Source organism: Thauera chlorobenzoica (assembly GCF_001922305.1).
Classification (GTDB): domain Bacteria; phylum Pseudomonadota; class Gammaproteobacteria; order Burkholderiales; family Rhodocyclaceae; genus Thauera; species Thauera chlorobenzoica.
Genome location: NZ_CP018839.1, coordinates 897126 through 917806, shown reverse-complemented (window position 1 = coordinate 917806; position 20681 = coordinate 897126). Strand labels below are relative to the sequence as shown.

18 protein-coding genes are annotated in these 20681 nt (G+C 66.8%); 3 read left to right on the top strand and 15 right to left on the bottom strand.

The genetic code is table 11. The features are described 5' to 3' along the window. Positions 1-61: 61 nt before the first annotated feature. From Tchl_RS04385 to Tchl_RS04375, 3 genes are all read left to right on the top strand, one after another. Positions 62-1489, top strand: a complete 1428-nt coding sequence (locus Tchl_RS04385) for a hypothetical protein (RefSeq protein ID WP_075147324.1) — start codon at positions 62-64, stop codon at positions 1487-1489. Further along, a complete protein-coding gene (locus tag Tchl_RS04380; protein ID WP_075147323.1) occupies positions 1482-2582 on the top strand; it encodes a glycosyltransferase in 1101 nt (366 codons plus the stop codon). The genes Tchl_RS04385 and Tchl_RS04380 overlap by 8 nt, the downstream gene beginning before the upstream one ends. Before the next feature lie 119 nt (positions 2583-2701). Beyond that, positions 2702-4129: an undecaprenyl-phosphate glucose phosphotransferase gene (locus Tchl_RS04375; RefSeq protein WP_075147322.1), complete on the top strand. Its 1428-nt coding sequence runs from the start codon at positions 2702-2704 to the stop codon at positions 4127-4129. Positions 4130-4172: 43 nt separating this feature from the next. Here Tchl_RS04375 and Tchl_RS04370 read toward each other — a convergent pair whose 3' ends face one another. The 15 genes from Tchl_RS04370 to mraY form a co-directional block, all read right to left on the bottom strand. Next, positions 4173-4919 (bottom strand): YdcF family protein, encoded by a 747-nt coding sequence (locus tag Tchl_RS04370; RefSeq protein WP_075147321.1) that lies wholly within the window; start codon positions 4917-4919, stop codon positions 4173-4175. 18 nt (positions 4920-4937) lie between these two features. Then, on the bottom strand, positions 4938-6392 hold the full coding sequence (locus tag Tchl_RS04365) for a mannose-1-phosphate guanylyltransferase/mannose-6-phosphate isomerase (protein ID WP_075149569.1): 1455 nt from the start codon (positions 6390-6392) through the stop codon (positions 4938-4940). Between the two features lie 43 nt (positions 6393-6435). Beyond that, positions 6436-6774: a DUF2304 domain-containing protein gene (locus tag Tchl_RS04360; RefSeq protein ID WP_075147320.1), complete on the bottom strand. Its 339-nt coding sequence runs from the start codon at positions 6772-6774 to the stop codon at positions 6436-6438. Further along, positions 6771-8705, bottom strand: a complete 1935-nt coding sequence (locus Tchl_RS04355; protein ID WP_232311653.1) for a glycosyltransferase — start codon at positions 8703-8705, stop codon at positions 6771-6773. Before Tchl_RS04355 ends, Tchl_RS04360 begins: the two co-directional genes overlap by 4 nt. Before the next feature lie 87 nt (positions 8706-8792). After that, the gene (locus Tchl_RS04350) at positions 8793-8981 is read right to left on the bottom strand and encodes a hypothetical protein (protein WP_075147318.1); all 189 of its coding nucleotides are present in this window, start codon (positions 8979-8981) and stop codon (positions 8793-8795) included. A 97-nt stretch (positions 8982-9078) separates the two neighbouring features. Next, positions 9079-10002, bottom strand: a complete 924-nt coding sequence (gene lpxC / locus Tchl_RS04345) for a UDP-3-O-acyl-N-acetylglucosamine deacetylase (RefSeq protein WP_075147317.1) — start codon at positions 10000-10002, stop codon at positions 9079-9081. Positions 10003-10223: 221 nt separating this feature from the next. Next, entirely contained in the window at positions 10224-11369 is a 1146-nt protein-coding gene (gene ftsZ, locus Tchl_RS04340) for a cell division protein FtsZ (protein WP_075147316.1), read from the bottom strand. A gap of 123 nt (positions 11370-11492) precedes the next feature. Continuing rightward, complete coding sequence (gene ftsA, locus Tchl_RS04335; protein WP_075147315.1) at positions 11493-12722, bottom strand: cell division protein FtsA; 1230 nt, start codon at positions 12720-12722, stop codon at positions 11493-11495. Beyond that, entirely contained in the window at positions 12719-13576 is an 858-nt protein-coding gene (locus Tchl_RS04330; protein ID WP_075147314.1) for a cell division protein FtsQ/DivIB, read from the bottom strand. Before Tchl_RS04330 ends, ftsA begins: the two co-directional genes overlap by 4 nt. Further along, positions 13569-14483: a D-alanine--D-alanine ligase gene (locus Tchl_RS04325; RefSeq protein ID WP_075147313.1), complete on the bottom strand. Its 915-nt coding sequence runs from the start codon at positions 14481-14483 to the stop codon at positions 13569-13571. The genes Tchl_RS04330 and Tchl_RS04325 overlap by 8 nt, the downstream gene beginning before the upstream one ends. After that, complete coding sequence (gene murC / locus Tchl_RS04320) at positions 14480-15895, bottom strand: UDP-N-acetylmuramate--L-alanine ligase (RefSeq protein ID WP_075147312.1); 1416 nt, start codon at positions 15893-15895, stop codon at positions 14480-14482. The genes Tchl_RS04325 and murC overlap by 4 nt, the downstream gene beginning before the upstream one ends. Then, positions 15892-16962, bottom strand: coding sequence for an undecaprenyldiphospho-muramoylpentapeptide beta-N-acetylglucosaminyltransferase (murG, locus tag Tchl_RS04315; RefSeq protein WP_075147311.1), 1071 nt, complete (start codon positions 16960-16962; stop codon positions 15892-15894). Before murG ends, murC begins: the two co-directional genes overlap by 4 nt. Further along, on the bottom strand, positions 16959-18194 hold the full coding sequence (gene ftsW / locus Tchl_RS04310; protein ID WP_075147310.1) for a putative lipid II flippase FtsW: 1236 nt from the start codon (positions 18192-18194) through the stop codon (positions 16959-16961). Before ftsW ends, murG begins: the two co-directional genes overlap by 4 nt. After that, the gene (gene murD / locus Tchl_RS04305; RefSeq protein ID WP_075147309.1) at positions 18191-19588 is read right to left on the bottom strand and encodes a UDP-N-acetylmuramoyl-L-alanine--D-glutamate ligase; all 1398 of its coding nucleotides are present in this window, start codon (positions 19586-19588) and stop codon (positions 18191-18193) included. The genes ftsW and murD overlap by 4 nt, the downstream gene beginning before the upstream one ends. Beyond that, the gene (mraY, locus tag Tchl_RS04300; protein ID WP_075147308.1) at positions 19585-20673 is read right to left on the bottom strand and encodes a phospho-N-acetylmuramoyl-pentapeptide-transferase; all 1089 of its coding nucleotides are present in this window, start codon (positions 20671-20673) and stop codon (positions 19585-19587) included. The genes murD and mraY overlap by 4 nt, the downstream gene beginning before the upstream one ends. Positions 20674-20681: the final 8 nt, after the last annotated feature.

Sequence of the window (20681 nt, the reverse complement as noted above, 5' to 3'; positions counted from 1 at the left end):
GCAGATCGAAGCGCTGCAGGACGAGTTCCTCATCGATGCGGGCTAAGCCCATTCACGCACGATGCAGTTGACGATCTTTGGCTTGGGCTTTGTTCCGCTTGCGCTGTTCGTGGCACTGTTCGCCCGTGCCTGGCTACCGGCGCTGGTGGTGTTCTCGGCGGTGTTTCAGGCGACCTCGGTGCTCGACGTCCCGGTGGGCAAGGGCGCCTTTGGCGTCTCGCCCTACAACCTTGTCGCATTGCTGGCGGGGATCGTGCTGTTGGCCCGCCTCATGCGCGAGCGATCGCTGAGCTTCCTGCGCTCGGCGCCACGCATCGCCTCGGTATCGCTCACGGGCTATGTGGTGATCGCGCTCGTCGGCGCGCTGCTGCTGCCGCACCTCTTCGATGGCACGCTGGTCAACCTCCTGATCGAGCGCCACGGCATGGATCGTGCGCCGGTGCCGCTGGCCTTCACGCTCGCTAATGCGGTGCAGGCCGTTAACCTGTGCGTGCATGCGGTGGTCCTGCTGTTTCTGCTGCAGGCGGCAGCACGTAGTGACTGGCGGGGCTCGAGACTGCTTTGGGCGCTTGCCCTGGCAGCCGCATTGATGCTGGGGATCGGGGTGTATGAACGGCTGGCCCCGCTGTACGGCTGGCCCTCGGCGGTGAAGTTCTGGATGAACAACCCCGGTTACGTGCAGTACCACGGGGCGAAAATCGCCGGCTTCCTCCGCATTGCGGCGCCGATGTCCGAAGCGTCGTACGCCAGCACATTTGTCGCAGCGCTGATGACCGGCCTGCTCGCCGTGATGTTTTTCGGCCCACGTCGATCTGCACCCCATTGGGGCGCGATGCTCGTGAGCACACTCCTTTTGGCCCTGGTGCTGATCAACACGCTCGGCTCCACCGGCTGGGCAGCTGCGGGGGTCAGCTGTGCGGCAATCGTGCTCTGGCTGAGCGCCTCCGCCATGCGTGGCTCCGCAGCGCCACGCTTGCGTCCTCGCGCGATTTCCGCGTGGATGGCTGTCTTGCTGATCGGGGCCACCTGCACATGGGTCTGGAAAGCCTCGCCCGCTGCGCCGCAGGCTGCAAAGGTCGTGGATAACTTGTTGCTGAAGAAGCTGGACGGCGGCAGCGCGAGAGTTCGCAATCGATCGAACGACCATGCCCTGCAGGTCGTAGAAGCTACCCGCGGATTGGGCGTCGGCCTCGGCAGCAACCGCGCATCGAGCTTCTTCGCCAGCCTGGTCAGTAACACGGGCATACCGGGCGCCCTGCTCTTCGTGGCGATGCTGGCGAGCCTGCTTTTGCGGTATGCGCGTGCAACGGTGCTCTCCGACGCGCAGCGTTTCGTGGCCGTCGCGCTCGCCACCGCCACGCTGGCCATGGGCCTCGCCATCCCCGACCTGAACCTGCCGGTGTATTGGATCTTCATCTTCCTGGCGTTCCTGTTCTGTCCGCCGGCGGTGCGCCCTGCCCCTGCGCCGAACGCCCATTCGCATGGCTGAAGCCACACGGAGAAACCTGCTGCTGCTCTACGACTTTCTGCAGACGTGCGGAGGGGCGGAGCGTGTGCTGCACTGTTTGCATGCCCATTTAGCGGCACCGGTTTGCGTGGGTTTTGTGGAGGAGGCGTCATTCGGCAAACTGTTTGCCACCGATGACCTGATCGACCTCGGTGCGGGCAGCAAGCTTCCGGCGCTGGCCATTGCCCGCGTGCTGCATGCCTTCAATGGGCGCGGCGCCCGCGTGGCCGCGTCATACCAAACGCGAATCTTCTCGGGGAGCTACGCCCCGCTTGCAAACCGTGGCATCGGTTATGGGCGCTCGATCTACTACTGCCACACCCCACCGCGATTCCTGTACGACCTGCGCGACCACTACCAGACGCGCTTTCCCCCCTGGCAGCGGCCCCTGCTGGCGGCACTGCGCCGTTGGCTGCAGCCCCGCTACGAGGCGGCAGTGCGTGGCATGGACGTGGTGCTCGCCAACTCACGCAACGTGCAGCGTCGGCTGCAGGACTACCTTGGGGTGGCGTCACGCGTTGTCTATCCGCCGGTGGACACCGACCGTTTCCGGTGGCTGGCGGATGACGGCTACTTCTTGTCCACGGCGCGACTCGAACCGCTCAAACGCGTGGACATGCTGGTCCGCGCCTTTAAACGCATGCCGTCGAAACGGCTGGTGGTCAGCTCGGGCGGCAGCGAACTGGCCAGGCTCAAGGCGCTGGCCGCGGATGCGCCGAACATCCAGTTCTCGGGCTGGCTCGATGACGCGCAACTGAGGGCGCTCATGGGCCGCGCCCGGGCCTCCATCTACGTGCCGGTGGACGAGGACTTTGGCATGTCGCCGGTCGAATCCATGGCCGCCGGTAAGCCGGTGATCGGCGTCGCCGAAGGCGGTCTGCTCGAGACGGTGGCAGATGGGGAGACCGGCATCCTGCTGTCTCCGCAGTTCGGCGAGGAAGACGTCGTCGCGGCCGTATTGGCGCTGGACTCAAACCGCGCAGCTTCGATGAGAGCTGCATGCATACATCGGGCAGAACGCTTTTCAAGCACGCGATTCCTGAAAGAAATCGGGGCTGTGCTGCACTGCGGTTAAAATGCCTCTTTCCCGTTTGCATGATCCCCAACACAGATGTTTTCTTCTGCACCCTATCGCTCTCGGCTTGGAAGCCGCTTTTCCCCTGAGCCCCTGGCTCAACACAGGCGGTTGAGCACATGAATCGACAGAATCCAAATCGAAGCCTGCTACGGGATGGGCATGCGCTCTCCGTATATGGGTTAAAGGCAGCTGATGTCCTGGTTGTGGGTACCGCGGGCACCCTGGCTCATATGCTGCGCTTTGGCGGCACAGAGGTGCTGGGGCCGACACGCTACCTCTACGCCATGCTGGCCGGCGTTTTGCTGACTCTGGCGGTGTTTTCCGAGCTCGGCGTGTATCGGACCTGGCGTGCGGGTTCCCGCAGTGCCATGTATGGCCGCTTGTTCCTGGGCTGGGGGGTTGTGCTCGGAGTGCTTGCATCAATCAGCTACCTGAGCAAGACGGGGGAAGATTTTTCGCGGCTCTGGTTCGCTTACTGGGCAGGAATCGGCTTGGTCGGCCTGGTTGCGGTTCGCCTGCTAGGCCGCACCTTGCTTCAAGCGCTGCACCAATACGGACTGGGCGTGCGGCGCGTTGCAATCGTGGGGCCCGCCGATGCGGTCGAGTCGGTAAGGCAGCGAGTATCGAGCTTGCCGTGGGTCGGCTTTCAGGTGGTGGCGCTCTGTACGCCCGATTCAGTTCCCGACGTGGATAATTCAGGGGCACTCCCCCATGTACCCGATCTTAAAACCTTGTCAGCATCCGTCGAAGCGCAACGTATCGATGAGATCTGGCTGACCTGGCCCATGCGAGAAGAGGCGCACATTCGCACGGCCACCCAGTTGCTAAGCGACAGCGTGGTGAACATCCGCTGGATACCGGATATTTTCTCGTTCCGCCTGATTAACCATGGCGTGACCGAGCTGGCGGGGATGCCGATGCTCGATTTATCGGTAACACCGATTTCAGGTATCAACTGGCTCGTCAAGGAAGTTGAAGATAAAGTGCTCGCCAGCCTGATCCTGGCGATGATCAGTCCGATCCTGCTGATAGTTGCCATCGGCGTAAAATTATCCAGCCCGGGACCAGTATTGTTCAAGCAAGTGCGCCATGGATGGGATGGGCGCAGGATCGAGGTGTGGAAATTTCGTAGCATGAAAACGCACGATGAGGCACTCGGCCAGGTTACGCAGGCAAAGCGGGGCGATAATCGAATCACGCGTCTCGGTGCATTCTTGCGCAAGACCAGTCTTGACGAGTTGCCGCAGTTCTTCAATGTGCTGCAAGGGCGGATGTCCATCGTGGGCCCCCGTCCGCATGCGGTTGCGCATAATGAGCAATACAAGCAGCTGATTCCACATTACTTACAACGCCACCGGATGAAACCCGGCATCACAGGTTGGGCGCAGGTCAACGGCCTTCGCGGGGAGACCGACACGCTGGACAAAATGCGCGCCCGCGTTGAGTACGACCTGTACTACATCGAACACTGGTCGGTATGGTTCGACCTGCGCATCATCGCGCAGACCGCATTGAAAATGTTCTTCGACCGCAGTGCGTACTGATGTGCGGTCTGTCTACGGCGCTTACCGCCAGGCTCGGCGACTTTCAGAAAGGCTTGAGTCCGGCAAGCGTCTCGTAGATCCAGCCACGGTTACGGGCCACGCCTTCGAAGCTGGGCAACCAGGACAGCACGGTGTCCGGCTGCGGCCGGACGAAGCCCGTGGCCATCGGCACCACCTCCAGCCCGTGCTTGTGGAACTCTGCCGCGGCACGATCGATATGGAAGCCATGGGTGACAAGGTAGATGCACGTTACGCCCTCAGCGCGCAATAGCGCGGCCGAGCGTTCAGCGTTCTGCTGTGTATCCTCGGAATCAGGTTCGACCCAGCGCACGGGGACGTGGAATTCCTGCTCAAGGATATCCTGCATGATCTCGGCTTCGGAGCGCGTGCCGATGTCACCTGGGCGACCTCCACTGACCAAAATGGGAAGACCGGTCTCGCGATAGAGCTTGGCCGCATAGCGCACACGTTCGAGCGAGCCTGCGGCGGCGGTATCTCCGTCATATTCAGGCGCCTGAAGATATCGCCCCGCACCCAGCACCACAATGGCTTCCGCCTGCGGATACGGAAGCGCAATCCGTTCGGGAACTTGTGGCCAGGGCGAGCGCGCGAAATTGTCAAACCCGACCAAAGAAAACGCGATCATCCCACCGCAGGCAACGACAGCCAGGCTGGAACCAGTCCGTTTCCAGTTTTTGGCGTACAACACAAAGCCCAGCAATAACAGGCCAAAAGGGCTAAAGGGCGGCAGGAGCAGTTCGCTGATGATGCGAATGATTAAATGGTCCATGCTACAAGCACTGGCTCGTCATCCGTCCGCAGGAGCACGGCCGTAGGTGTCTTCGAAGCGCACGATGTCGTCTTCGCCCAGGTAGCTGCCGGACTGGACTTCGATGATTTCCAGCGGCATCTTTCCGGGGTTGGAGAGGCGATGGACGTGGCCGAGCGGGATATAGGTGGATTCGTTTTCCGACAATAGCAGCACCTTGTCGCCATTAGTGATTTCGGCGGTACCGCTGACGACGACCCAATGCTCGGCCCGGTGGTGATGCATCTGCAGGCTGAGGCTGGCACCGGGCTTGACGACGATGCGCTTGACCTGGAAGCGATCACCGGCATCGATCGAGTCGTACCAGCCCCAGGGGCGATGCACCTTGCGGTGGGTATCGGTCAGGGTATGACCTTCGGCCTTCAGGCGGGCGACGATTTTCTTGACATCCTGGGTACGGCTCTTGTCGGCGACGAGCACGGCGTCGGCAGTTTCGACGACGATGATGTTGTCCAGCCCGACGCCAGCGACCAAGCGGCTGCCGGCAAAAACGAGGGAGCCGGTGGAACCCTCGAGCAGGGTGTGACCGCGAGTGGCATTGCCGGCGGCGTCTTTGTCGAGCACGTCCCACAACGCATCCCATGCGCCGACATCGGACCAGTTGGCATCGAGCGGCACGATACGCGCCGGAATGCCGAGTTCCGGCGCGGCGGCAAGTTTTTCCATGACCGCATAGTCGATCGAATCGGACGGGCAGGCGGCAAAGGCGATGGGGTCGATGCGAATGAAATCGATATCACGACTGGCAGCTTCAAAAGCGGCGGTGCAAGCGGTGGCCATCGCGGGGTCGAAATGGGCAATGGCTTTCAGCCAAACCGAGGCGCGCATCATGAACAGGCCGCTGTTCCACAGATATTCGCCGCTGTCGAGGTAGCGTCGAGCGGTTTCAAGGTCGGGTTTTTCGACGAAGGCGGCCAGCTGGCGGCTGCCGTCGGCTTGTTCATCGCCGTAACGCAGGTAGCCATAGCCGGTTTCCGCCCGGGTTGGGACGATGCCGAAGGTGAGCATCGCCCCGTCTGCGGCAGCGGCAAGCCCGCGTTGCACCGCGGCATGGAAGGCCGGTACGTCGCCGATGACGTGATCGGCCGGCATCACCAGCATGACCGGGTCGCTTCCGTCCCGGTGTGCCTGCAGGGCGGCGAGCGTGAGCGCCGGCGCGGTATTGCGCCCGAACGGTTCGAGCAGAATGAAGGAGGCCGGCTTGCCTACAGTCTGAAGCTGCTCGGCGGTAATGAAGCGGCATTCAACATTGCAGACAACCCCGGGGCTGCTGACCTGCAGCGCCCCCTCGAGCCCACCCAGGCGCAAGGCGGTTTCCTGTAGCAGGGTTGCCGTGCCGGTCAAAGCCAGCAACTGCTTGGGGTAGGTTTCGCGCGACAGCGGCCATAGCCGGGTGCCGGAGCCGCCGGAAAGGATGATCGGGAGCAGCGTTATCGCAGTAGGGTTCATACCGGTATCGGATTGCAGCGGAAATCGGTCATTGTCGTTCATGATCGGCCTCGAACATGGCCAGGCGCTGGTTCAGACGGCGAACCTGGCGTTCGAGACGGGAGTTGGCCATGTCGGCAAGTAGGGATTTGATCAGCAACACGACGACCGCGGCGAGCAGCAGCAGCGCGGGTGGGTAGCGGATGCCGCTGATGGCGCCGATACGGTCGATCAGCATCGGCCAGGCACCGAACAACGCGGCCAGGGCAGCAACGATGATCCAGAACACGCCGTGCCTCAGGTGCAGGTGGCCGCGCCGTACCAGGACAAGGATGATGGTAGCCAGGCCGAGGCCCAACAATGCGGTGGTGAGCGTAAATGAGGTCATCGGCGAAAGTGGTGTTTGGGGTTCCAGCGCGCGAGGCACAGCAGGGTGCTTTCGAGCATGTAGCGCGCCACGCGCGACCAACTGGCGAAAATGCGCGAAGGACCGGTGAGGCGCGGATACATTTCCACCGGCACTTCGGAGATGCTCAACCCTGCGCGCCGCAACAGCAGCAGCACCCCCAGATCCTGGTAATCAAGCAGGGTGGCCTCTTCATCGGCGAGGATTTCGCAGGCGGCACGGTTATAACAACGGAATCCGGACGTCAGGTCCTCGATGGCAAAGCCGGTGATGAGGCGGAAATAACGCCAGGCAAACCGGCGTGTCGGGCTGCCGCGCTCGGTATAGGCGCCGATCACGACATCGCTATGACGAGCGGCGTCGAGCAATGCGGGGATGTACGCCGGCTCGTGCTGACCATCGGCATCGATGGTGACGACCTGTTGGTGGCCATGGCGAAGGGCATAGCGGATACCGGTCTGCATCGCCCCCCAGGCGCCGAGCGGCAGCACCGGATTGAGCACAGTGGCGCCGGCGGTGCGGGCGACGGTAGCGGTGTCGTCGGTGCTCTGGTCATTGACCACGACGATGTCCGTCCATCCCTGCGCGCGCAAGGCGACAATGACGGCGGCGATGGTGGCGGCTTCGTCGCGGGCTGGGATCACGATCAGCGGCTGCTGCGCAGGAAACACCGGCGGCGTCACGATTTCGTCATACACACCGCGAATGGCGTGGCTGCAGGCCTGGATGTCGAATCGCTCGAGCAATGCGGTTCGCCCCGCCCTGCCCCAGCCTGCGGCTTGCGCGGGATCGGCACGTAGTTCGCCGATGGCGCCCTGCCAGGCGCCAACGTCGCCCACCGCCAGCGTGCGCCCGGCCCCACTGCTACGCACCAGCCAGGGCAGACCGGAGCCGGGCAGTTCACTGACCAGGCAGGGCTTGGCATGCTGCATCGCCTCCATGACAGCGACACCAAAGGCTTCGGTACGCTCGCAGGAGGCCAGGCAGAAAGCGTCGCAGGCGGCAAGCAGTGCGTGCTTGCGCGCATCATCGACCGCACCGGCCAGGGTGACGCGCGGCGGGCTGCCAGCGGGAGTCAGGCGGGCGACGAGGCGGGCGAGTTCGTCGCGCAGCTCGCCGCTACCGATGATCACGAGATGGGCATGGGGCTGCTCCGCCACCGCCCGGATCAAGGTGTCGAAACCCTTGTAATAGGCCAGACGACCGATCGACAGCAGGCGGGTAACCCCCGGTGGCCAAGCGTCGCTTGCAGGAACCGTGCCCGACTGGGCAGCGATATTCAGGCCGAGGGGAATCACCGCGCACTTGTCGTGCCAGCGCGACAGCGGCTCGGAGGCGCCGAGATAGTCCGGCGAGGTGACGACAATGCGCTCGGCCCGTTCGAGCACGGCCTGCTCGAACGGGCGGTACAGCCGGTAGGCCAGTGCCACGGCACCGCGGATCTGCGAAACGACGACGTCCGCATGCCAGTGCACGACCCATGGAATGTCGCGTGCGGCGCCCAATGTAAGCGCCCACAAGGCGGAATTGTTGGGCAAGTGAAGATGCAGCACATCCGGCCGGAAGCGGCGGATGAGGCATGCCAGCGCGGCGCGAAAGCCGGACGCGAGCGGGGCATAAATCAGCGTCGCCGCCACCGGCACGCGCACCAGCCAATCGGGGTCGTCGCCACGCGGTTCGCCATGCACCAGTGCCGCCACCTCCAGCCCCTGTGCACGTTGCGCTGCAACGAGATCGGCGAGAAAGCTTTCCATGCCGCCGTGGTCGGGCGGGAAGTATTTGCCGATGTGCAGTATGCGCATGCTCGCAGTGCCTGGCGCGAAAAGCACCGGTCGGGTGATGGACAAGGGGTGCCGCAAAGGCGGAGAGTTTAACCGCGAGACACTTTTCGGGCAATGCAACGCAATATGCACATCGATTGATCCGCCGCTTCGAACCCTTTGAGAAAAGGCAAAAGATATCTTTTCGACCGGGCAAATAGCGCGCCAGTGGAGGTGTCCTCAGCCCAGCGGTGTCAGCACGCGCTCGATCGCGAACAAGGCAAGGAACACGAACAGCACGACCACTGCGCCACGGAACGCCTTCCATGCCCAGGACTTGTAGCGCGGGTTGCCGGTCAGCAGCCACAGGATCACCGATCCGCCGATGGCGAGCACCGCCAGCAGCAGCAGGAAACGCATGATCAGCACGCGGCGGCCCTCCCCGGCAGGCGGAGCCCGGGCGGCGCAGGCTGCCGGGGAGGGGCGGGGAACACGGCGGGTGCGAAGCCGGGGCGGTTCACGTGCGTCAGGCGAAAGCCGGGAAGGGGGCGAACTGATGCGCGACCGCGGGCGGGGTGGCTGCGCTCTGGTCGAAGCTGACGATTTCCCAGGCTTCGCGGTCTTCCAGCAGCACGCGCAGGATCTGGTTGTTGAGCGCATGCCCGGCCTTGTGCGCGGAATAGGCGGCGAGCAGCGGATGGCCGCACAGGTAGAGGTCGCCGATCGCATCGAGCACCTTGTGCTTGACGAACTCGTCGGCGTAGCGCAGGCCCTCGGCGTTGAGCACGCGGTACTCGTCCATCACGATCGCGTTTTCCAGGCTGCCGCCGAGGGCGAGGCCGTTGGCACGCATGAACTCGACGTCCTGCATGAAGCCGAAGGTGCGCGCGCGGGCGACGTCGCGCACATAGGACTGCTCGGCGAAGTCGATCGTGACCTGGGTCGAGGTGCTGTCGATCGCAGGGTGGTTGAACACGATCGAAAAGCTCAGGCGGAAGCCGTCGTAGGGCTCGAGGCGGACCCACTTGTCGCCTTCGATGTACTCCACCGTTTTCCTGACGCGGAGGAATTTCTTCGCCGCCGGCTGCTCTTCGATGCCCGCGGACTGGAGCAGGAACACGAAGGGCGCGGAGCTGCCGTCGAGGATCGGCATTTCCGGCGCATCGACGTCAACATGGAGGTTGTCGATGCCCAGCCCGGCGAGCGCCGACATCAGGTGCTCGACGGTGCCGACCTTGTGCCCGTCCTTTTCCAGGCCGGAACACATGCGCGTGTCGCACACCGCATAAGGGTCGGCGGGCAGGGCCAGCGGCGGATCGAGATCGACGCGGTGGAAGACGACGCCGGTGTCAGGCGCGGCCGGACGCAGGACCAGGGTCACCTTGCGCCCGCCATGCAGACCGACGCCGGTGGCCTTGACGACGGATTTGAGGGTGCGCTGCCTGATCATGACCGTTTTCCTTTTTCGATCATGAATTTTAGCATGTGCCCCCGTTGCCGCCCGGACCCCTGCGCCGCGCGCGCCAGGCCGTTGCGCAAGCGGATGTTGCAGACGCACGCCGCCGCATGGCAAAGGCAGCGGTCACGAACCGGAGGCGGCGGCTCGCACCCGCTGTCCGCAGGCGGCGGCAAGCAGGAGGGGCGGCGCAGGAAGCGGCCGCCGGCAACGCGTCAGTCGGCCTGGCGACGCAGGAAGGCGGGAATGTCGTAAGTGCCGACGCCGCTGGTGCTCATCGCTTCGACCGTGGTGCGGCGGCCGCTGCGCATCACCGCCGGCACATCGAGACCGTTCATGTCTCCTGCGGTGCCGCTCATCGCCGGGCCGTAAGTGCCGGTGCCCTGCACCACCTGCATCACCGGCTGGCGCGCAGTGCGCGGTGCCCCCAGGCCGGTGGCGACCACGGTGATGCGGATGCGGTCCTCCATCGCGTCGTCGAACACCGTGCCGTACTTGACGAAGGCTTCGGGTGCGGCAAAAGCCTGCACCGTCTTCACTGCGTCGCGCACTTCGGACATCTTCAGCGACTTGCTCGCGGTGATGTTGATCAGCACGCAGCGCGCGCCGGAAAGCTCGGTGCCTTCGAGCAGCGGCGACACCGCGGCCTGCTCGGCGGCGATGCGCGCGCGGTCCATGCCGGCCGCTTCGGCCGAGCCCATCATCGCGCGGCCCATTTCCGCCATCGCGGTGCGCACGTCCTGGAAGTCGACGTTCACCAGCCCAGGGACGTTGATGATCTCGGCGATGCCGCCGACCGCCGAGCGCAGGACGTTGTCGGCCGAGCGGAAGCACTCCTCGAAGCCGGCATCGTCTCCGAAGACGTCGAGCAGCTTGTCGTTGAGCACCACGATCAGCGAATCGACGTGGCGGGTGAGTTCTTCGACGCCACTTTCGGCGACGCGGATGCGGTTCTCGAAATCGAACGGCTTGGTCACCACGGCGACGGTCAGGATGCCCATTTCCTTGGCGATCTCGGCCACCACCGGCGCCGCGCCGGTGCCGGTGCCACCGCCCATGCCGCCGGTGATGAACACCATGTGCGCGCCTTCGAGCGCGGCGGCAACCTCGTCGCGCGACTCCTGCGCGGCGGCGCGGCCGGCCTCGGGCTTGGAGCCGGCCCCCAGGCCGCTTTTGCCGAGCTGCAGCTTGACCGGCGCGAGGCAGCGCTTGAGCGCCTGCGCATCGGTGTTGGCCGAGATGAAGTGCACGCCCTTGACGCCCTCGCGCAGCATGTGATCGACCGCGTTGCCGCCCGCGCCACCGACACCGATGACCTTGATGACGGTACCGCACGGTTCCTTCTCAACGATTTCAAACATTTGCCTCGCCTCCTGAATTGACGATCCTGCTCGACACCAAACCCGGCCGGCTTCTATTTAGTATGTCTTTTTCAGTCTACTACTAAATAGACCCATGCAACCCGGCCGGGATCTGTAACCCGGTCAAAAATTCCGTTCGAACCACGCCTTCATCCGCCCGAACACCTGCCTGACACTGCGCGTGTCGCGCGTCTGCAGGCCGCGGCGGCGCTGGGCCATCCCTTCCATCACCAGCCCCATCGCGGTCGCATAGCGCGGCTGACACACCACGTCGGCCAGGCCGCCGTCGTACTGCGGCGCACCGACCCTCACCGGCATGTGGAACACCTCTTCGCCGAGCTCGACCATGCCGCGCATCACCGCCGAACCGCCGGTGAGCACGATTCCGGAAGACAGCAGCTCCTCGTAGCCGCTGCGCCGCAGCTCGGCCTGGACCAGCTCGAACAGCTCGGACACGCGCGGCTCGATGACGTCGGCAAGGGCTTGGCACGACAGCTTGCGCGGCGGCCGGTCGCCCACCCCGGGCACCTCGATCATGTCCTCGGGGTCGGCGAGCTGATGCATCGCCACGCCGTGGCGGATCTTGATCTCCTCGGCCTCCGCGGTCGGGGTGCGCAGCGCCATCGCGATATCGTTGGTGACCTGGTCGCCGGCGACCGGGATCACCGCGGTATGGCGGATCGCGCCCTGGGTGAACACGGCGATGTCGGTAGTGCCGCCGCCGATGTCGATCATGCACACGCCGAGTTCCTTCTCGTCCTCGGTCAGCACCGCGTGGCTGGAGGCGAGCGGCTGCAGGCTCAGGTCGAGGACTTCGAGGCCGCAGCGGCGCACGCACTTGATCACGTTCTGCGCCGCCGACACCGCACCGGTGACGATATGCACCTTCACCTCGAGGCGCACCCCGCTCATCCCGATCGGTTCGCGCACGCCGCCCTGGCCGTCGATGATGAACTCCTGGGTCAGGGTGTGCAGGATCTGCTGCTCGGCCGGGATCGGCATCGCACGCGCGACTTCGATGACGCGCTCGACATCGAGCGGCGACACTTCCTTTTCCTTGATCGCCACCGTGCCGTTGGAATTGAAGCTCTTGATGTGGCTGCCGGCGATGCCGGTATAGACCTCGTAGACCTTGCACTCGGCCATCAGCTCGACCTCCTGCACCACCCGCGAGATCGCATCCACCGTGGCTTCGATATTGACCACCACGCCGCGCTTGAGCCCGCTCGCCGGCTGCGTGCCCAGGCCGACCACGTTGAGGCGTCCGTCCGGCCTCACTTCCGCCACCAGGCAGGTGACCTTGGCCGTGCCGATGTCCAGGCCGACGACCAGTTCCTTGTAGTCCTTGTTCATTTCTTGCCCTTTCTGCCAGCAGGCGACGCGGCTGGCGACAGCACCGAAGCGTCCGCCGGCGTCAGCGCGAAACCGCCTGGATAGCGCAGGTCCGCGACCTTGATGTCGATCTCGATAGTGTCCTGCACCCGGGGCCACACCGCGATGAAGCGCTGCAGCCGCTCGACGAGCGGGGATTTGTCCTGGTCACGCCCGACGATCACGGTCATCCCGTTGTCGAGGTGAAGCTGCCATGCCTGGCGCGCCGACAGGGCGAGGCCGACCAGGCGCAGCCCCAGCGGCTGGAGCAGCGCGGCGAACTCGGCGTAACGCGTCAGGAGCGCACGGGCGGAACCTTGCGGACCGTCGAACTGGGGCAGATCGGCATTGCTCGCCGCGGTGAACACTTCGCCATGGCGGTTCACCAGGCGCGCATCGCCACTTTCGGACACGGTCCAGTAGGCCACCGCCTCGTGCTCCTCGATCCGCAGTTCGAGCGCATCGGGCCAGCGCCGGCGCACTTCCGCCTTGCGCACCCAGGGCAGCTTCTCGAACGTGGCGCGGACGGCGTCGAGGTCGACCATGAAAAAATTGCCCTGCACCGCCAGACGCGCCGCATATCCGAGCTGGGCCTCGGTGACGTGGGCGGGCGGCGTCAGCACCACCAGTTCGCGCAGCGGGAACAACGGACGCGACACGAACCAGGCCACCAGCGCCCAGCCCAGCGCCACGGCCGCGCCCAGGGTGAGCAGATCGGAGAACAGATCGAGCAGCGCCGGCCGGTGCCACACGCCTTTCTCGGCACTCGGTCGCGCGCCCGCGCCGCGCTGGCGGGCGGAACGGATCGCCGCGGGATGGGCGCGCGCTTCAGCCAAGGCGGGCCCCCTCCAGGATCTTCAGGCACAGCGCGGCGAACTCCAGCCCGGCGACGCGAGCCGACATCGGCACCAGCGAGTGTCCGGTCATCCCCGGCGAAGTGTTCATCTCGAGCAGATAGGGCCGGCCGTCGGCGGTCAGGATCAGGTCCGCCCGGCCCCAGCCGCGGCAGCCGAGCACGCGTGCCGATTTCATCACCAGCGCCTGCAGCGCCGCCTCCTCGTCCGCGGGCAGGCCGCAGGGGCAGTCGTAGCGGGTATCGTCGGCGAAATACTTGTGCTGGTAGTCGTAGTTGCCGCCGGGGGCGACGATGCGCACCAGCGGCAGTGCGCGGTCTTCGAGGAAGGGCGCGGTGAGCTCCTCGCCGGTAATGAACTCCTCGGCGATCACCAGGCGGTCGTAGCGTGCGGCCAGTTCCCACGCCGCCTTCAGCTCGCCCGGCGCGGTCACCTTGGTCGCGCCCATGCTCGAACCTTCGTGCACCGGCTTGACGAAGATCGGCAGGCCCAGCTCGGCGACCACCGCCGCCCAGTCGGTGTCGGCGTCGAGGATCGCGTAGCGCGGCGTGGGCAGTCCGCTCGCCAGCCACACCATCTTGGTGCGCCACTTGTCCATCGACAACGCCGAGGCCATCACCCCGCTGCCGGTGTAGGGGATGCCCATCAGCTCGAGCGCGCCCTGCACCGTGCCGTCCTCGCCACCGCGGCCGTGCAGCGCGATGAACACGCGCGCGAAGCCCTCTTCCTTCAGGATGTGCAGATCGCGCTCGGCGGGATCGAAGCCGTGGGCATCGACGCCGGCCCCCTGCAGCGCGGCCAGCACCGCCCGCCCCGACATCAGCGACACCTCGCGCTCGGCGGAGTCGCCGCCGAACAACACCGCAACCTTGCCCAAGCCCTTGTTCACACTGCGTCCTCGATTCGGGCGAGCTTGCCCGGCACCGTGCCGATGCTACCTGCCCCCATGGTGATCACCACGTCGCCCGCGCGCGCGGCAGAAAGAATCATTTTCGGCAGGTCGGCGATGTCCTCGACGAACACCGGCTCGACCGCCCCCGCCACCCGCAGCGCGCGTGCCAGCGCGCGGCTGTCGGCGGCGACGATCGGCGCCTCGCCGGCGGCATAGACTTCGGCCAGCAGCAGCGCGTCAGCCGTCGACAAGACCTTGACGAAGTCGTCGAAGCAGTCGCGGGTGCGGCTGAAGCGATGCGGCTGGAAGGCCAGCATCAGGCGACGCCCGGGAAACGCGCCGCGCGCGGCGGCGATCGTCGCCGCCATCTCCACCGGGTGGTGGCCGTAGTCGTCGATCAGGGTGAAGCTGCCGGCCTCGGCGCCGTCCGCGCCCGCCAGCGGCACTTCACCGTAGCGCTGGAAGCGCCGGCCGACGCCGTTGAACTCGGCCAGCGCCTTGACGATCGCGGCATCGGGCACCTGCACCTCGGTCGCCACCGCGATCGCCGCCAGCGCGTTGAGCACGTTGTGCAGGCCCGGCAGGTTGAGCTCGATCGCCAGGCGTGAGGTCGTGCCGTTCACCCGCACGCAGTCGAACAGCATCCGTCCGCCGTCGGCGCGGACGTTCTCGGCGCGGATGTTGGCGCCCGGCGACAGGCCGTAGCGCACGATCTGCTTCGACACCCGGGGGATGATCTCGCGCACGTTGGGATCGTCCTCGCACAGCACCGCGACACCGTAGAACGGCAGGCGCTGGAGGAAATCGACGAAGGCCTGCTTGACCCGGCCGAAGTCGTGGCCGTAGGTGTCCATGTGATCGGCGTCGATGTTGGTGACCACCGAGAGCACCGGGTTGAGCAGCAGGAAGGAGGCGTCCGACTCGTCGGCCTCGGCCACCAGGAAGTCGCCCTTGCCCAGGCGCGCGTTGGCCCCGGCGGCATTGAGCCGGCCGCCGATGACGAAGGTCGGGTCGATGCCGCCTTCGGCGAGGATGCTCGCCACCAGCGAGGTGGTGGTGGTCTTGCCGTGGGTGCCGGCGATGGCGATGCCGCTCTTGAACCGCATCAGCTCGGCGAGCATCTGCGCGCGCGGCACCACCGGGATGCGCCGCGCGCGCGCGGCGGCGACTTCCGGGTTGTCGTCCTTCACCGCGGTCGACACCACCAGCACGTCGGCATCGGCGACGTTGGCCGCATCGTGGCCGCGGACGACGCGCGCGCCCATGCTCTGCAGCCTGCGGGTGGCGGCGTTGTCGCCGAGGTCGGAGCCGCTGACGCGAAACCCCTGGTTGACCAGCACTTCGGCGATGCCGCTCATGCCCGCACCGCCGATGCCGACGAAATGGATGTTCCTGACTTTGTGCTTCATGTCCGGTCTCCCCCAGCCAGCGCCACGCAGACCTCCGCGGCCTGCGCCGCGGCCTGCGGCCGCGCCAGCGCGCGCGCATGCCCGGCCATCTGCAGCAGGCGGCCGCGGTCGAGGCTGGCGAGGATGCCGGCCAGGCGTTCGGGGGTGAGTTCGGTCTGCGGCAGCAGGTAGGCTGCGCCGCGCGCGGCGAGAAAGCGCGCGTTGCCGGTCTGGTGGTCGTCCACCGCATGCGGGAAGGGCACCAGCAGGCTGGCCACGCCGGCCGCGGCGAGCTCGGCCACGGTCAACGCCCCGGCACGGCAGATCACCAGATCGGCCGCGCCATAGGCGGCGGCCATGTCGTCGATGAAGGCGCGCTGCTCGGCCTCCACCCCGGCCTTCGCGTACGCTTCGCGCAAGGCGTCGAGCTGGCGCTCGCCGGCCTGATGGACCACCACCGGGCGCTGCTCCGGGGCAAGGCGGGCAAGCGCCTGCGGCACCGCGGCGTTAAGTGCCGCCGCCCCCAGGCTGCCGCCCACCACCAGCACCCGCAGCGGGCCGCTGCGCCCGGCATAGCGCTCGGCCGGCTCCGGCAGCGCAGCGATGTCGGCGCGCACCGGATTGCCGATCCACTCCGCCCGCTCGAGCACCGCGGGAAAGCCGCTCAGCACGCGGTCGGCGACGCGCGCGAGGACGCGGTTGGCCAGCCCGGCGACCGAGTTCTGCTCGTGCAGCACCAGCGGCCGGCCGAGCAGCGCCGCCATCATGCCGCCGGGGAAGGTAATGTAGCCGCCCATCCCGAGGACGACGTCGGGCCTCACCCGGCGCAGCGCGCGCACGGCCTGCCAGAACCCGGACAGCAGGTTCACCGGCAGCATCAGCTTGCGCACCAGGCCCTTCCCGCGCAGCGCGCCGAAGCGCACCCACACGGTCTCGTAGCCGTGCGCCGGCACGATCCGCGCTTCCATCCCGTCCGGGTTGCCCAGCCAGACGATGCGCCAGCCGCGGGCGCGCAGCGCCTCGGCGACGGCGATGCCGGGAAAGATGTGGCCGCCGGTGCCACCGGCCATGACCAGCAGCGTCTTCATCCCCGTCCCCCGCGCATGAGTTGCCGGTTTTCCCAGTCGACCCGCAGCAGGATGCCGAGCCCGACGCAGTTGGCGACGATGCCCGAGCCGCCGAAGCTCATCAGCGGCAAGGTGAGGCCTTTGGTGGGCAACAAGCCCATGTTGACCCCCATGTTGATGAAGGACTGGACGCCGATCCACAGGCCGATGCCCTGCGCGACCAGTCCGGAAAAATAGTGCTCGAGCCGGATCGCCTCGCGCCCGACGATGAAGGCGCGATGGACGAGCACGGCGAACAGCGCCACCACCACCATCACCCCGACGAAGCCGAGCTCCTCGGCGATCACTGCGAGGAGGAAGTCGGTATGCGCCTCGGGCAGGTAGAACAGCTTCTCCACGCTGCCGCCGAGGCCGACGCCGAACCATTCGCCGCGGCCGAAGGCGATCAGCGAATGGGACAGCTGGTAGCCCTTGCCGAACGCGTCCTGCCACGGATCCATGAAGCCGAAGATGCGGTCGCGCCGGTAGGGCGAGGTCCAGATCAGGATCATGAAGCCGATCACCGCCGCCACCGCCAGCAGCACGAACACCTTGACATTGACCCCGCCAAGAAAGAGCACACCGAAGGCAACCACGGTAATGACGACAAAGGCGCCGAAGTCGGGTTCGCTCAGCAGCAGGAAGCCGACGAACAGGATCACCACCATCATCGGCAGGAAGCCGCGGATGAAGCTGCCCATCACGTCGAGCTTGCGCACGGTGTAGTCGGCGGCGTAGAGCGCGGCGAAGATCTTCATCAGCTCGGACGGCTGCAGGTTGACCGGGCCGAGCGACAGCCAGCGCTGCGCGCCGTTGACCTCGCGCCCCACCCCCGGAATCAGGACCACGATCAGCAGCACCACCCCGGCCACGAACAGCGCCGGCGCGAGCTGCTGCCAGCGCGCCATCGGCAGGCGGAAGCTGACCAGGCCGAGGCCGATGCCGATCGCCAGGAACACGGCGTGGCGCATGAGGAAGTAATGCGACTGGTAGCCGGTGAAACGGCTGCCCTCGGCGGTGGCGATCGAGGCCGAATAGACCATCACCAGCCCGATCAGGAGCAGGCCGAGCGCCGACCAGATCAGCAGCAGGTCGAGTTCCTGCGCCGGCGTCCCGCCCGGTGCGAAACGGGCGCCCGGGCGTGCGCGGGCATCGGCTCCGGTGCGCCTGGTCGCGCCGGAAAGACGCCCGGGGAGCCTGCCGGCGAACTTCATCGTGCGCCCACCCCCGGCAGCCGGCGCACCGCGGCGACGAAGACTTCGGCGCGGTGGGCGTAGTTGCGGAACATGTCGAGGCTGGCGCAGGCCGGCGACAGCAGCACCGCATCGCCGGCCTGCGCCAGCGCCGCGGCACGCAGCACGGCAGCATCGAGGTCGGACGCGTGCTCGAGCGCGACGGCGCACCCGGCGACCGCCCCGGCGATGCGCCCGGCATCACGACCGAAGAGCACCGCGGCGCGCGCGCGGCGCGCCAGCGCCGGCCCCAGCGGAGCGAAGTCCTGGCCCTTGCCGTCGCCCCCGGCGATCAGCACCACCGGGCGGCCCATGCCTTCGAGCGCCGCCACCGTGGCGCCGACGTTGGTGCCCTTGGAGTCGTCGTAGAAGCGCACGCCGTCGGCGCGCTCGGCGACCAGCTCGACCCGGTGCGGCAGGCCGCGGAAGGCGATCAGCCCCGGGAGCAGGCGCTGCGGCGCGACCCCCAGCCCGCCTTCGCACAGCGCCAGCGCGGCGAGCGCGTTGGCGGCGTTGTGGCGCCCGGCGAGCGCCAGATCGGCGAGCGCGAGCAGGCGCTCGCCGCCGCGCACCAGCCCGTCACCGCCCGCGCCCGCAGCGATGCCGTAGTCGTCCCCCGCTGCGGCCGTGGAGCCGAAGCGGATCACGCGGCGGCCGGGCAGGGCCATCGCCGCCACCCGCGCATCGTCGCGGTTGAGCACCTGCACGCCGGCGCCCTGGAAGATCGCCGCCTTGGTCGCGGCGTACTCTGCGATCCCGGGGTAACGGTCGAGGTGGTCGTCGCTGACATTGAGCACCGTCGCCGCGTCCGGGTCGAGGCCGCGCATCGTCTCGAGCTGGAAGCTCGACAGTTCCAGCACCCAGCACTGCGGCAGCGCCGCGCCGGCTTCCAGCCGTTCCATCAGCACATCGAGCGCAGCCGGGCTGATGTTGCCGGCCGCCACCGCATCGATGCCCACAGACTGCGCCAGCGCTGCGGTGAGCGCGGTGGTGGTGGTCTTGCCGTTGGTCCCGGTGACGGCGAGGACGCGGGTCTGCGCGCGCACGCCGAGTTCGTCCAGGGCCTGCGCCAGCAGGCTCATCTCGCCGGTCAGCGGCAGGCCGCGGCGGCGCGCGGCGGCGGCGACGCCGGCGCGCGGGTCGAGCCCGGGGCTCAGCGCCACCAGGTCGATGCCGTCGAGCACTTCCTCGCCGAACGCGCCGGTGACGAGCTCGGCCAGCGGCGCCTCGGCGCGCAGCGCCTCCAGCCCCGGCGGCGCCACGCGGCTGTCCGCCACGCGCAGGCGCGCGCCGCGCAGTGCGCACCAGCGCGCCATCGCCAGGCCCGATTCGCCGAGTCCGAGGACGAGAACGTGTTTTCCGGTGAGGATGCTCATCTGAGTTTCAGCGTCGACAGACCGAACAGCACCAGCATGATGGTGATGATCCAGAAGCGGACCACGACCTGGGTTTCCTTCCAGCCGCCGAGCTCGTAATGGTGGTGCAGCGGCGCCATGCGGAAGATGCGCTTGCCGCCGGTGGCCTTGAAGTACAGCACCTGCAGCATCACCGACAGGGTTTCGGCGACGAACAGCCCGCCCATGATGAAGAGCACGATCTCCTGACGCACGATGACCGCGATCGTGCCGAGCGCAGCGCCGAGCGCGAGCGCGCCGACGTCGCCCATGAAGACTTCCGCCGGATAGGCGTTGAACCACAGGAAACCGAGGCCGGCGCCGCAGATCGCGCCGCAGAACACCGCCAGTTCGCCAGCGCCGGCGACGTAGGGCACGCCCAGGTATTTGGCGAAGCCGGCATGGCCGGCGACGTAGGCGAAGATCGCCAGTGCCCCGGCCACCATCACCGTGGGCATGATCGCGAGGCCGTCGAGGCCGTCGGTGAGGTTGACCGCGTGGCTGGTGCCGTTGATCACGAAATAGCTCAGGGCGACGAAGCCGACGATCCCCAGCGGATAGGCGATGGCCTTGAAGAACGGCACGATCAGCTCGGTTTCGGCCGGCGTGTTCGCGGTCGCACCGAGGTACAGCGCCGCCGCCAGGGCGATGGCCGAAGTCCACAGGTATTTCCAGCGGCTCGCCAGCCCCTTCGGATCGCGGTGCACGACCTTGCGCCAGTCGTCGACCCAGCCCACCGCACCGAAGCCGAGCGTCACCAGCAGAGTGACCCAGAGGTAGTCGTTCGCGAGGTCGCCCCACAGCAGCATGGTGACGCCGATCGCGATCAGGATCAGCGCCCCGCCCATGGTCGGCGTGCCGGCCTTGGTGAGGTGCGACTTGGGGCCGTCGTCGCGCACCGCCTGGCCGATCTTCTTCGCTGCGAGCCAGCGGATCACGCCCGGGCCGGCGACGAGCGAGATCGCCAGCGCGGTCAGCGCGGCCAGCACCGTCCGCAGCGTGATGTAGCCGAAGACGTTGAAGCCGCGGATGTCCTGGCCGAGCCAGAGAGCGAGTTCCAACAACATATAGTCAG

Bases quoted from the DNA above. Each gene is read 5' to 3' on its own strand.
- ftsW (WP_075147310.1), bottom strand. From the start codon at position 18,194: ATGAAGTTCGCCGGCAGGCTCCCCGGGCGTCTTTCCGGCGCGACCAGG.
- Tchl_RS04380 (WP_075147323.1), top strand. From the start codon at position 1,482: ATGGCTGAAGCCACACGGAGAAACCTGCTGCTGCTCTACGACTTTCTG.
- ftsZ (WP_075147316.1), bottom strand. From the start codon at position 11,369: ATGTTTGAAATCGTTGAGAAGGAACCGTGCGGTACCGTCATCAAGGTC.
- murD (WP_075147309.1), bottom strand. From the start codon at position 19,588: ATGAGCATCCTCACCGGAAAACACGTTCTCGTCCTCGGACTCGGCGAA.
- murC (WP_075147312.1), bottom strand. From the start codon at position 15,895: ATGAAGCACAAAGTCAGGAACATCCATTTCGTCGGCATCGGCGGTGCG.
- ftsA (WP_075147315.1), bottom strand. From the start codon at position 12,722: ATGAACAAGGACTACAAGGAACTGGTCGTCGGCCTGGACATCGGCACG.
- Tchl_RS04385 (WP_075147324.1), top strand. From the start codon at position 62: ATGCAGTTGACGATCTTTGGCTTGGGCTTTGTTCCGCTTGCGCTGTTC.
- Tchl_RS04360 (WP_075147320.1), bottom strand. From the start codon at position 6,774: ATGACCTCATTTACGCTCACCACCGCATTGTTGGGCCTCGGCCTGGCT.
- lpxC (WP_075147317.1), bottom strand. From the start codon at position 10,002: ATGATCAGGCAGCGCACCCTCAAATCCGTCGTCAAGGCCACCGGCGTC.
- murG (WP_075147311.1), bottom strand. From the start codon at position 16,962: ATGAAGACGCTGCTGGTCATGGCCGGTGGCACCGGCGGCCACATCTTT.
- Tchl_RS04375 (WP_075147322.1), top strand. From the start codon at position 2,702: ATGAATCGACAGAATCCAAATCGAAGCCTGCTACGGGATGGGCATGCG.
- mraY (WP_075147308.1), bottom strand. From the start codon at position 20,673: ATGTTGTTGGAACTCGCTCTCTGGCTCGGCCAGGACATCCGCGGCTTC.
- Tchl_RS04370 (WP_075147321.1), bottom strand. From the start codon at position 4,919: ATGGACCATTTAATCATTCGCATCATCAGCGAACTGCTCCTGCCGCCC.